This is a genomic window from Sporofaciens sp. SGI.106, assembly GCF_050314255.1.
In the GTDB taxonomy this organism is placed as follows: domain Bacteria; phylum Bacillota; class Clostridia; order Lachnospirales; family Lachnospiraceae; genus Claveliimonas.
Genome location: NZ_JBNPMZ010000001.1, coordinates 142525 through 154508 on the forward strand (window position 1 = coordinate 142525; position 11984 = coordinate 154508).

An 11984-nucleotide genomic window follows, 5' to 3' on the forward strand; every position below is an offset into this window, starting at 1 on the left:
CTGAAATTATAGGAATGGGAGGTTTTATCATTGAATTTTATGTCACTTTTTAATGCAATGCCGGGAGCGATTGCCCAGGGCTTGATATGGGGAATCATGGCTATCGGTGTTTACATCACTTACAGAATTCTGGATATTGCTGATCTTACGGTAGATGGAACCATGTGTATTGGCGGTGCTGTCTGTATTATGATGATGTTAAATGGATACAATGTATGGATTGCACTTTTTTTTGCACTTCTTGCAGGAGCAATTGCAGGATTCGTAACGGGAATTTTTCATACGGCCATGGGAATACCGCCAATCCTGGCCGGTATTCTGACTCAGCTGGCTCTGTGGTCAGCAAACCTTAAAATTATGGGTAAAGCGAACCAGGCAATTAATGTAGACAAGTATGATCTTCTGGTATCTCTTCGCTACATAAAAGGAGTTGCGCTCAGTAAAAATACAATTTTTATTGTAGCAATTATTATCATTGCTGTAATTGCAATTTTATACTGGTTCTTTGGTACGGAACTTGGATGCTCCATCCGTGCTACGGGATGCAACAGCAATATGGCACGTGCCCAGGGAATTAATACAAACTTTAATAAGGTTCTGGGATTGATGGTATCCAATGGTCTGGTTGCCCTTTCAAGTGCGCTCTTAGCTCAATATCAGGGATTTGCAGATATTAATATGGGACGTGGAGCTATTGTAATCGGTCTTGCGGCAGTCATCATAGGAGAAGCTATATTTGGGCGTATTTTCCATAATTTTGCCCTGAATCTTCTGTCAGTTGCCCTGGGTTCCGTAATCTATTACCTTGTACTTCAAATCGTAATCTGGCTGGGAGTCGATACAGATTTATTAAAAATGTTCTCAGCACTGGTTGTTGCAGTATTTCTTGCGATTCCTTTCTGGAAAAGCAAATATTTTTCAAAACCGGTAAAAAGAGGAGGAAATGTAAATGCTGGAAATTAAGAATATATATAAGACCTTTAATCCGGGAACAGTGAATGAAAAATGTGCTTTGAATGGTGTTTCACTTAAATTGGAAGATGGAGACTTTGTAACGGTTATCGGTGGAAATGGTGCAGGAAAATCTACGATGCTGAATGCGGTAGCAGGCGTATGGCCAATAGATGAGGGACAGATTTTGATAGACGGAATCGATGTAACAAAGCTTCCGGAACATAAGCGGGCAAAATATCTGGGACGTGTTTTTCAGGATCCAATGACCGGGACAGCTGGGAGTATGGGAATTGAAGAAAATCTTGCATTAGCACAGCGTCGCGGGGAATCACGTACTTTAAAGCCACGTATTACGAAAAAAGAAAGAGAATCATATAAAGAATTGTTAAAGATTCTGGATCTGGGACTGGAGAATCGTCTCACATCAAAGGTAGGTCTTTTATCAGGAGGACAGAGACAGGCTCTGACACTTCTAATGGCAACACTAAAGAAACCGAAGCTTCTTCTTTTGGATGAACATACAGCAGCACTTGACCCGAAGACAGCAGCCAAGGTTTTGGATACTACGGAAAAAATAGTAAGCAGAGACAACCTGACCACTCTTATGATCACCCATAATATGAAGGATGCGATTGCCCACGGTAATCGACTGATTATGATGATGGATGGAAAAATCATTCTTGATATCAGTGGAGAAGAGAAAAAGAAACTTACCGTAGAAGACCTGCTTCATCAATTTGAGCTTGCAAGCGGTGAAGAATTCGCCAGCGATAAGGCACTTCTGGGATAAAGTATTTTAGTATAAAGATTTAAGCGCGTGAGATGCGAAACGGCACGGTAAAATGTATCGATGTCTGCATTCCACGCGCATTTTCATGAGAAAAATTTTTGATTTACCGAACATGTGGTACGCGTTCCGGCCATCCCTTGATATTTCCGTTCAGGATAGCCGTAAACATGCGCTGTTTTGCACCGGGATGCTCCATATTCAACTGTTTTACGAGCTCCTTGGCATATTGACGCTTGGTATACCCGTCAATCGGACAGCGGCTGGTTACGACCGGCAGCTGATACATATTCTTAAATCCAATCACATCAGCCTCATCTACGAACATAATCGGACGAATGACGGTAAGCTCCATTCTGTCCAGATAGGTCTTTGGAGAGAAGGAATAGAATCGTCCCTCAAAGATGAGAGAGAGGAGCATCGTTTCAATAATATCATCCTTGTGATGCGCGTAAGCTACCTTATTACAGCCCATTTCCTTAACAGCCTGATTCAGTGCGCCTTTTCTCATTTTTGCGCAGAGAGAGCAGGGATTCGGCTCTTTTCGCTCTTCAAAAAGAATGTGGGCAATGTCTGTTTTTACGATTCTATATGGAATCTCCAATTCCTTGCAAAGTTTCTGAACCGGAGTAAAATCACACTCAGAGTATCCGAGGTCTACGGTGATGGCGCTGAGTTCAAATTTCTTCGGATAAAATCGTTTCAGTCCGTGCATGGCATAGAGAAGAGTAAGGCTGTCCTTTCCTCCGGAGACACCTACCGCAATGTGATCTCCTTCCTGTATCATCTGATATTCATCCACGGCTTTTCTTGTATAACTTAATAATTGCTGTAATTTCATTTGCGGGTAAATCCTTTCTGTGTTTACATATATTTATTATGTCTCCACTCTGACATATTGTAATTTGTTACGGTTCTCTGAGCTTTACTGCAGAGGCAGCCTGACGTCTTCGATTTTCATCAATAGCAGCATAATGCTTTTTAGTAGTATTGACATCTTTATGGCCGAGAACATCTGCAACAAGATAGATATCTCCGGTTTCCTTATACAGAGATGTTCCATAAGTACTGCGAAGCTTGTGTGGCGTAATTTTCTTATTTGGTGTTACCTGACGTGCATATTTTTTTACCATATTTTCAACGGCCTGTACACCCATTCGACGTTTTTGTGTGGAAAGAAACAGTGCATTTTCATGACCGGAAAGAGGCTGAATGAATTTTCGGTCTGTTTCTATATATTCAATCAGAGCATCTGCAACCTCATCGCTGAAATAAACAATCATTTCGTTGCCGCCTTTTCGTGTAACTTTGATTCCGTTATTTTTAAAATCCACGTCGTTCAGGTCCAGTCCCACACATTCGGATACACGGATTCCGGTACCAAGTAATAATGTAAGAATGGCAAGATCCCGTTTCTTTGTCTTCTCATAGTATACTTTAGCCTGTCCGGTAAGTGTATTTCCACAATGTTCTACAAAATCCAGCAACATGGCAACCTCATCCGTTTCCAGACGTATGATTGCTTTATCATGCATTTTAGGCATATCCACTAATAAAGTAGGATTCCTGGAGATGGACTGATGTTTATAATAATATCCATAGAAGCTTCTGAGAGCCGACATCTTGCGTGCAAGGCCTTTTTCTCCGTTATAGCGGAGTTCTTCATCCTCGCTTTTATAAACCTTCAGATATTCCATATATTCCTCAATATCAATCGGTTCCAGCCGTTCCAGGTCATGCAGAGTAAACTGGTCAATGGTATAGGAAGAAAATATGGGATTATTCTCCATAAGAAAATGAAAAAATACCCGGATATCATAGGCATAATTCATCCGTGTCCGTATGGAGGACGTTGGTTCCATTGCTCGGAAATAATCCCTGGCAAAAGGAGGAAGGGTTTTAAGAATCTCTCGGAGACGCAATGTATAATCAATATTTGTCTGCTCATGATAGGTGATTTGTTTTGCCATAAGTAATTTTACCTCCTGTATACGGATTGATTATACCATCTTCTATATTTTCTGTCTATATCTTTTGGAAAAATCGGTATTTTACGTATAGATTGGCATTACCCGATATATGTAGTAAAAAATAACACCCGGTCATAATATGTGTAACTGAGTGTTATTGATTTTACTTTCATATTTTCTTAGATACTAATAATATCTAAGGTTCAATATTTGTATCGCAGTATACGACCGTCAGATATCTTCCCTCATGAATCTCATCACTTTTCAGGCCATTGATGTCTTTTAGTTCTTCAATATAATCCCAGATGGAAGAAAATCCATCCGGCATATATTCCTCAGCAATGCTCCAAAGGGTGTCACCTGATTCCAACTGGATACTTTTATATAAAACACAGGAAGAACTGGATTCTGTAGTGTGATCACTAGCTTCTACGAAGCTTGTGCTGACGAAAAGTGCCATGATTAGTATAAATGTAAATGACAGGATTGCAATGAAACTATGTCTAATTACAATAGCTTCTCTTCTCTTTTTAGTCTGTTTTCTGCCTGGTGTTTTCATAACTTCTTCCCCCTTAATCCGAATGTATCGAACATCTGTTCTTTGTGACTAAATTATACGACACGAACAAATGTTTGTCAATAGAAGATAATTAAATCCGAACACATTTTCTTCAAACATTTGTTTGCGTTTTTATTTGCACTATGATAAAATATTTTTAAATGCAAATGAACGTATTTATGTGAATGTTATAACGGTATGTGCCGGATTATAAGGATGAATTGCATGAGAAAGGGGATTATTATGGCACAGGGAAAGATCAGCCCAAAACAGCAGGAAATTTTAGAATATATTAAATCACAGATATTGAGCAGAGGTTTTCCTCCGGCTGTACGTGATATATGTGAGGCTGTGAATCTGAAGTCAACCTCTTCTGTTCACTCCCATCTTGAGACTCTGGAGAAGAATGGATATATCAGAAGGGATCCTACTAAGCCGAGAGCTATCGAGATTCTGGATGACACTTTTAATCTGACACGTCGGGAAGTTACGAATGTTCCACTTGTGGGTCGTGTGGCCGCCGGTGAACCTATTCTGGCGGAACAGAATATAGAGAATTATTTTCCATTTCCGGTAGATATGCTTCCGAATAACCAGACTTTTCTTCTGTCTGTACGTGGGGAAAGTATGATCAATGCGGGTATTCTGGATGGGGATATGGTTCTTGTGGAACAAAAGAATACAGCTCATAATGGCGAGATGGTAGTTGCCTTGATTGAAGATGGCGCAACTGTTAAGACATTTTACAAAGAAGAAGGAGTAATTCGTCTTCAGCCTGAGAATGATTTCATGGATCCGATTATCGTGAGGGATGTTCAGATCCTTGGAAAAGTAATCGGAGTTTTCCGTTTCTTTCATTAAGAATTAAGTATAAAAAAGATTAAAAAAGTCCAGACAGTCTGAATAACTGCGTGGACTTTTTTGATTCTTATAATTCTTCCGGTGCTACTTCCATTCCGTCACTCCAGATGCGCTCCAGATTGTAGAAAGAACGGTTCTCACGGTCAAAAACATGTATGATTACATCTCCATAGTCGAGAAGTACCCATGTTCCTGCTCCGTAGCCTTCACGCTGTTTGAGGGTGAATCCTGCTTCGTGCATCTTCTCTTCTACATTGTCTACCAGGGCATTTACCTGGCTGTTGCTGCTTCCGTTTGCAATAATAAAGTAATCTGCAATTACAGAAACCTGAGAGATATTAATGACGCGAATATCTTCGCCTTTTTTCTCGTCCAATGCATGCCACGCGGTGCGGGCCATGTTCTTTGCATGTTCCATAAGGTTACATCTCCTCTTCTTTTTTTAATATCTGTCTGTAATACTGATATGTTTTCTCTGTCATGGGATCCAGAGGGATATTCCTGGAAGCCAGATAGGTCAGAGAATCTTCAAGAATCCGATAGAGACATTGATCAATATCAGTATACGCAAGTTTTCGAACGACTGCCATATTGGGCAGTTCCTTTCTGCCAGGTTCCATATAATCTGCGATATAAATAATTTTTTCCAGCATAGTCATTTCCGGTTTGCCGGTAGTATGGCTTGCAATTGCATTAATAATCTCCCGATCTTCTATATGATATTTTTTGGCGGCAATAAATGCACCAAGTTTTGCATGAAGAAGACTGGGATTTTTTAATTCAACCTCTGACACACTGAGATGATACTTATCACACATACGGATTTTTTTGGCAGATGGGATGCATTTTGCACAGTCATGCAAAAGACCTGCGATCATTGCCTGCTCAATATCTGTGCCATGGCACATTGCAAGAGATGCTGCGGTGTACATGACTCCCATGGTATGGTCATAACGATCCCTGTCCAGATATTTTTTTAGTTTTCTGCTTATTTTACTTATGTGTTCATTCATAGTCTTATCCTGATTACCGATATAATCCGTGTTCTTTAATGTACTGCTCTACTGTTTCCGGTACCAGTCCCGAGATAGATTTTCCTTCAGAAATCATTTCCCGAAGTTCATGGGAGGATACATCCATCAACGGGGAAGATAACAGCCGGATATCTGTTTCAGCACCATATTTTTCTTTCAGCAGTTCAATCTGTCGGTTCATAATTTCGCTGTTATTCTTATCTCCGCGAAATGCCGCAAGAATCGTACATATCTTCAGAATCCGTTCCGGTTTCATCCACTTGTTGATGTCGAATAACGAATCTGCCCCTATTATGAAATAAAATGAATCTTCCGGATATATTTCTTTAAAATGTTCCAGTGTCTGATAGGAATAGGAAAGTTCCTGCCGTCTCACTTCATAATCTTCCAATCGAAAGTACGGTACATCCTGAATGGCAAGTTCCGTCATGCGGGCTCTGATGTCAGCACTGTAGCTTGCGCTGATACCTGCTTTGTGAGGCGGATTTCCATTTGGCATAAACCATACCTGATCAAGCCCGAAAGAACGATAAGAATATTCGCCCAGCATCAGATGACCATTATGAATCGGATTAAATGTTCCGCCCATGATTCCAATTTTCATCGGTACACCTCTTTTACATGAAAATATACATAAATTATTTATGGTAACTGTATTTTCTTTTTATCATCTTTTCCTTCTTTATAAAGGACAATTTTCTTTCCAATTACCTGAACCACCTGGGAGCGGGTTCTCTCTGCCAGCATCTGTGCCAGTTCCTTCGGGTCATCAGCACAATTCTGCAGTACGCTGACTTTGATCAGTTCTCTGGCGTCCAGCGCCTCATTGATGGCTTTTGTGAGTTCAGGTGTCATACTGTTCTTGCCGATCTGGAAAATTGCATCCATGGTCATGGCAAGGCTCTTTAAATAGGCTCTCTGCTTTGTAGTCATCACTTTTTTCCCTTCTTATCTGTAATAGTCAAACTGGAGACCGTACATGCGGACGGTATCTCCCTCCTGTATTCCGGCAGCTTCCAGTTCATCCAGAATACCCGTATCTTTCAGGAATTTCTGGAAGAATGCAAATCCTTTCTCGGAATCAAGATTTGTATATCCCAGCATTTTTTCAATCTTAGGACCTTCCACCACATACATGTCATCTTCTTTCTCAACAGTATAAGGAAGATCTACGTAAATAAGCTCGTCCTCCGGGAAATATTCCTGCTTGAAGATAATCGGTGCCTGATCAAGCTTCTGAAGCTGTTCTGACACATAATACAGCAGTTCCTTCATACCGGAACCTGTCACACCTGAAATCGGGAACACACGAATTCCCTGTGGCTCAAATTCATCTTTCAGTGCCTGAACCGGATCACTGTCCTCCTGATAAATGGCGTCGATCTTGTTTGCTGCAATAACCTGAGGACGTTTTGCAATCTCAGGATTGTATGCTTCAAGCTCTGCATTGATTTTATATATATCATCGATGGGATCACGGCCCTCTGTTCCTGCTGCATCCACCACATGAATCATCAGCTTTGTTCTCTCAATATGACGCAGGAATTCATGACCAAGGCCGACACCCTCGGATGCACCCTCGATCAGTCCGGGAATATCGGCAATCACAAATCCCTTAGCTCCCGGAAGATCAACCACACCGAGATTCGGATTCAGCGTCGTAAAATGGTAGTTGGCAATCTTTGGCTGGGCATTTGTTACACGGGAAAGCAGTGTGGATTTTCCCACATTCGGAAATCCCACAAGTCCTACGTCCGCAATAACCTTCAGCTCCAGATTTACCCAAAGTTCCTTAGATGGCTGTCCTGGCTGGGCATATTTCGGAATCTGCATGGTTGCGGTTGCAAAATGCTGATTTCCAAGGCCTCCCTTACCGCCCTTCAATATGATCTGACGGCGATTGTCTCCTGACATATCCGCAATAACCTTGCCGGACTCAGCTTCCTTAATTACGGTTCCTTCCGGAACGCGAAGTACAATATCCTCGGCATCTGCACCATGGCATCTTCTCTTTCCGCCCTGCTCACCATCTTTGGCAGCGAATTTCTTTCTGTGGCGGTAATCCTGGAGCGTATTGAGTCCTTCGTCTACCTCAAAAATAACATCTCCCCCACGTCCGCCGTCACCGCCGTCAGGACCGCCGTTTGGTACGTATAATTCCCGGCGGAAGCTCACATGACCATCGCCGCCTTTTCCTGATTTGATAAATATTTTTGCTCTGTCTGCAAACATAAGATGTTCCTCTCTGCGTCTTCGCTTTTAATTACAACATTCGAACTAATCATCCGAATCTCTGTGCATCCTTATGGTAACAAAAAGTCCGGGAACATCAACTGGTCCCGGAACTTTCGTCTCATCATTATTGTGCTACTGGGTAGATAGAAACCTGTTTCTTATCTCTTCCTTTTCTTTCGAATCTAACAACGCCATCCACAAGTGCGAATAATGTATCGTCGCCTCCGCGTCCTACATTAACACCTGGGTGAATCTTGGTTCCGCGCTGTCTGTAAAGGATGTTACCAGCTTTTACAAACTGTCCGTCTGCTCTCTTAGCACCAAGTCTCTTAGCCTCAGAGTCACGTCCGTTCTTTGTAGAACCTACTCCTTTTTTATGAGCGAAAAATTGAAGGTTTAATTTCATCATGGTCTTACACCTCCTCAAAGTTTAACTGAATATATTCTGCATAGTTATCATCATCTGCCATTTGTCTCAGACCAAGAATCATAGTATTCAGAAGAAGTTCTGTCCCGGCAGAGGGTCTTTGCTGCAGATTCCAGGAAATCATTCCCGACTCCTCATCAGAAATCAAAGAAGCCTCCTCATCCGTATAGAGATCTATGGCATTTATCGTATTAATCACCAGTATGGAAACTGCTGCACACACGATATCCTGTCCGGCCTCACTGTATTCAGCATGGCCTTCTGTCTGAAATCCTATACACTCTCCGTGGTCATTTTCAAAAATGGTTACATGAATCATGGATATTCTCCAATATTAAGCGTTGATTTTTTCAATCTTTACTGCTGTGTACTGCTGTCTGTGACCGTTTTTCTTATGGTATCCAGATTTTCTCTTGTACTTGTAAACGATAACTTTTCTTGCTTTTCCGTTTTCTACAACAGAAGCCTCAACGGTTGCACCCTCAACTGTAGGATTTCCAACCTTTAACTCGTTGTCGCTTACTGCAAGCACCTGGTCAAATGTATAAGTCTCTCCAGCTTCTACACCAAGCTTCTCTACTTTAATGATATCGCCTTCAGCTACTTTGTACTGTTTACCACCTGTTGCTATAATTGCGTACATATGGCACCTCCTATTATCATTACTCGCCAATTACGGTGTCTGAAAAATAATTCCAGAATCTTAAAACCTCATTGTGCGGCATACCATTGTATGTTAGCATAAACATTTCAAAAAATCAATACTGTTTCTACAGTTTTTTACTTATTTTTCAAACTTTTTTACATACTCTGCCTAGAGAAGGTGAATGTGGTGAGCCTCTGCGATTTCATGAGTCTCATCCGGCCATATAGCAGACTGTACCTCGCCAATATGGGCCTTACGCAGATAATACATACAGATACGTGACTGGCCGATTCCGCCGCCTATCGTATAGGGAAGTTCGCCGTTCAGAAGCTGTTTGTGGAAGGCAAGTTCTGCTCTCTCCTCACAGCCGGCAAGCTTAAGCTGACGTCTCATTGCTTCTTCATCTACGCGGATTCCCATGGATGAAAGTTCCAGTGCAATATCAAGAACCGGATAGTATACAATAATATCCCCGTTCAGCTCCCAGTCATCATAGTCCGGTGCACGTCCGTCGTGTTTCTCACCGGAAGCAAGAACCTTTCCAATCTGGGAAATGAATACTGCTCCCTTCGCTTTGGCGATGTTATATTCTCTCTCTTTTGCTGTTGCACCCGGATACATATCCTCCAATTCCTGGGACGTGATAAATGTAATCTCGTCCGGAAGAAGTGCCTCAATATAATTGTATCGTCTGGACATGAAATCTTCCGTTTCCTTCAGTGCAGCGTACACTTTACGTACCGTATACTGAAGTGTCTCCGTGTTGCGTTCTTCTTTGGAAATAACCTTTTCCCAGTCCCACTGATCCACATAGATGGAGTGAATATTGTCCGGATCTTCATCCCGGCGAATGGCAGTCATATCCGTATATAGTCCCTCTCCCGAATGAAATTCATAGCGCTTCAATGCGTGGCGTTTCCATTTTGCAAGAGAGTGTACGATCTCTGCCGCCTCATCGTCGAGTGCCTTGATTCCAAAAGATACCGGGCGTTCTACTCCGTTCAGATTATCATTCATTCCGCTTTCCGGCTTTACAAATAACGGAGCGGAAACACGTGTCAGATGCAGAGACTTTGCAAGAGCACGCTCAAAATGGTCTTTGATTTCCTTAATAGCTACTTCCGTTTCACGGATCGTTAACGGAGATTCATAGCCCTCCGGCGTAATAAATTCTCCCATATGTATAAACTCCTTTTACAATAAAATTTTTCCTCTGATTCTTTATTATACGTCGAATTTCCGCTGTATACAACCTTTTACAACTATTTAGATGAAAGAAGACGTACTGCATTATTATGAAAAATATTGTCCTTTTCTTCCCCGGTAAGAGGAAGAGACTGCAGATGTTTTACAAATTCTTTCTGATCTGCCCACGGGGAATCACTGGCAAAAAGAATTTTATCGTTTCCATGGTTTCTAACCATTCTTATAAACTGCTCATCCGGTATTTTCCCAAAAACAACTGCGGTGTCGAACCAGACAGGCTGACCAACCAGATACTCCTCCACATCGTCCCACTGCATAAATCCACCCATATGGGCAAGAACCAGTTTTTCCGGCTGTACATCCAGAATCATGTCTCTTGCACGTTTTGGGGTACAGTGCGTACATTCCGGATAGCCCGGATCAAAACCGGCGTGTACACTGATGATTAAGCCCAATTCTGTTGCATAAGAAATGATTCGCTTATAGCGGATATCATCTATGAAGACCTGCTGATAGTCCGGATGCAGCTTCACGCCTTTTAGTCCCAGATGATAAATCTCCCGTAGTTCTGCCTTATAATCCGCACTGTCCGGATGGATTCCTCCAAAAGAAATCAGCTTTCCTTCCCTGAAATTCGATGCGAACCGGTTAATGGACTGAAATTGAGACGGTTTTGTCACTACCGGCAGGATAACAGAACATTCAAGCCCTGCGTCTTCGGTAGATGCAAGAAGACCGTCTGCCATACCATTGGTAGACGGTTCCTCCTGACATTTTTCGGCCAGAAACGCTAAGGTCGCTTTTGCAATTTTTTCCGGGAAAATATGTGTGTGAAAATCTATCATTTTACATTTCCTCTTTATCCAGCTGCTGCTCTAATTTGCGCAGCTCGCTATAGCAATAACCTATGATGTCCTTTCGGGTAATGATACCAATAAAGTTCTGCTGATCATCTGTTACCGGAACAAAATTCTGCTCCATTGCCCGGTCAATCAGATCGACCATGTTGGATTCAGCATTTACACACTGATAATCCAGACGGCGCTCAATCTTCATTACACTGACGCTTTCCGCGCCTTTGATATTCATAATACCCAGCTTCTTAATCCCCCAAAGCAAATCGCCCTCTGTGATAGATCCTACATATTTTCCTTCACGGTTCAGAATCGGCACGGAGGAGTACTTGTGATACTCCATGATTTCCAGTGCCTGTCTTACCGTATGATAATCATATATGTAAGCAATCTCCACCTTAGGTTTCAAAAAAAACATTATACTTTTCATTATAAAACTCTCTCAAAAACA

At 41.8% G+C, this 11984-nt stretch carries 17 protein-coding genes; 3 read left to right on the top strand and 14 right to left on the bottom strand.

From position 1 onward, the window contains the following. Window positions 1-39: 39 nt before the first annotated feature. Together ACQRCC_RS00670 and ACQRCC_RS00675 are read left to right on the top strand one after the other, a co-directional pair. Window positions 40-963, top strand: coding sequence for an ABC transporter permease (locus tag ACQRCC_RS00670; RefSeq protein WP_427849085.1), 924 nt, complete (start codon window positions 40-42; stop codon window positions 961-963). Beyond that, window positions 950-1744 carry an ABC transporter ATP-binding protein gene (locus tag ACQRCC_RS00675; RefSeq protein WP_427848885.1) on the top strand — a complete coding sequence of 265 codons (795 nt, stop codon included), beginning with the start codon at window positions 950-952 and terminating at the stop codon, window positions 1742-1744. The genes ACQRCC_RS00670 and ACQRCC_RS00675 overlap by 14 nt, the downstream gene beginning before the upstream one ends. Before the next feature lie 103 nt (window positions 1745-1847). On the opposite strand, the gene ACQRCC_RS00680 is transcribed toward ACQRCC_RS00675, so the two are convergent. The 3 genes from ACQRCC_RS00680 to ACQRCC_RS00690 all read right to left on the bottom strand — a co-directional run bounded on the left by ACQRCC_RS00680 (window position 1848) and on the right by ACQRCC_RS00690 (window position 4270). Next, window positions 1848-2582: a tRNA lysidine(34) synthetase gene (locus ACQRCC_RS00680; RefSeq protein ID WP_427848886.1), complete on the bottom strand. Its 735-nt coding sequence runs from the start codon at window positions 2580-2582 to the stop codon at window positions 1848-1850. A gap of 67 nt (window positions 2583-2649) precedes the next feature. Then, a complete protein-coding gene (locus tag ACQRCC_RS00685) occupies window positions 2650-3711 on the bottom strand; it encodes a tyrosine-type recombinase/integrase (protein WP_427848887.1) in 1062 nt (353 codons plus the stop codon). 196 nt (window positions 3712-3907) lie between these two features. Further along, the gene (locus tag ACQRCC_RS00690; protein WP_427848888.1) at window positions 3908-4270 is read right to left on the bottom strand and encodes a LysM peptidoglycan-binding domain-containing protein; all 363 of its coding nucleotides are present in this window, start codon (window positions 4268-4270) and stop codon (window positions 3908-3910) included. Window positions 4271-4513: 243 nt separating this feature from the next. Between ACQRCC_RS00690 and lexA the strand changes: the two genes are divergently transcribed. Continuing rightward, entirely contained in the window at window positions 4514-5131 is a 618-nt protein-coding gene (gene lexA / locus ACQRCC_RS00695) for a transcriptional repressor LexA (protein WP_427849086.1), read from the top strand. Window positions 5132-5198: 67 nt separating this feature from the next. Here lexA and rsfS read toward each other — a convergent pair whose 3' ends face one another. From rsfS to ACQRCC_RS00750, 11 genes are all read right to left on the bottom strand, one after another. Continuing rightward, on the bottom strand, window positions 5199-5549 hold the full coding sequence (gene rsfS / locus ACQRCC_RS00700) for a ribosome silencing factor (protein WP_427848889.1): 351 nt from the start codon (window positions 5547-5549) through the stop codon (window positions 5199-5201). A 4-nt stretch (window positions 5550-5553) separates the two neighbouring features. Next, window positions 5554-6144 (bottom strand): bis(5'-nucleosyl)-tetraphosphatase (symmetrical) YqeK, encoded by a 591-nt coding sequence (yqeK, locus tag ACQRCC_RS00705; protein ID WP_427848890.1) that lies wholly within the window; start codon window positions 6142-6144, stop codon window positions 5554-5556. A 13-nt stretch (window positions 6145-6157) separates the two neighbouring features. Further along, window positions 6158-6769, bottom strand: a complete 612-nt coding sequence (gene nadD, locus ACQRCC_RS00710) for a nicotinate-nucleotide adenylyltransferase (RefSeq protein ID WP_427848891.1) — start codon at window positions 6767-6769, stop codon at window positions 6158-6160. A gap of 38 nt (window positions 6770-6807) precedes the next feature. Then, complete coding sequence (gene yhbY, locus ACQRCC_RS00715) at window positions 6808-7098, bottom strand: ribosome assembly RNA-binding protein YhbY (protein WP_427849087.1); 291 nt, start codon at window positions 7096-7098, stop codon at window positions 6808-6810. A gap of 15 nt (window positions 7099-7113) precedes the next feature. Further along, window positions 7114-8397, bottom strand: coding sequence for a GTPase ObgE (obgE, locus tag ACQRCC_RS00720; RefSeq protein ID WP_427848892.1), 1284 nt, complete (start codon window positions 8395-8397; stop codon window positions 7114-7116). A 127-nt stretch (window positions 8398-8524) separates the two neighbouring features. Then, complete coding sequence (gene rpmA / locus ACQRCC_RS00725; protein WP_427848893.1) at window positions 8525-8809, bottom strand: 50S ribosomal protein L27; 285 nt, start codon at window positions 8807-8809, stop codon at window positions 8525-8527. A 4-nt stretch (window positions 8810-8813) separates the two neighbouring features. Next, entirely contained in the window at window positions 8814-9146 is a 333-nt protein-coding gene (locus ACQRCC_RS00730) for a ribosomal-processing cysteine protease Prp (RefSeq protein ID WP_427848894.1), read from the bottom strand. A gap of 15 nt (window positions 9147-9161) precedes the next feature. Beyond that, on the bottom strand, window positions 9162-9470 hold the full coding sequence (gene rplU, locus ACQRCC_RS00735; protein ID WP_427848895.1) for a 50S ribosomal protein L21: 309 nt from the start codon (window positions 9468-9470) through the stop codon (window positions 9162-9164). 171 nt (window positions 9471-9641) lie between these two features. Then, window positions 9642-10652 (bottom strand): aspartate--ammonia ligase, encoded by a 1011-nt coding sequence (gene asnA, locus ACQRCC_RS00740; RefSeq protein ID WP_427848896.1) that lies wholly within the window; start codon window positions 10650-10652, stop codon window positions 9642-9644. Window positions 10653-10735: 83 nt separating this feature from the next. Beyond that, window positions 10736-11524 (bottom strand): amidohydrolase family protein, encoded by a 789-nt coding sequence (locus ACQRCC_RS00745; RefSeq protein ID WP_427848897.1) that lies wholly within the window; start codon window positions 11522-11524, stop codon window positions 10736-10738. 1 nt (window position 11525) lies between these two features. After that, window positions 11526-11963 carry a CBS domain-containing protein gene (locus ACQRCC_RS00750; protein ID WP_427848898.1) on the bottom strand — a complete coding sequence of 146 codons (438 nt, stop codon included), beginning with the start codon at window positions 11961-11963 and terminating at the stop codon, window positions 11526-11528. Between the last annotated feature and the right edge of the window lie 21 nt (window positions 11964-11984).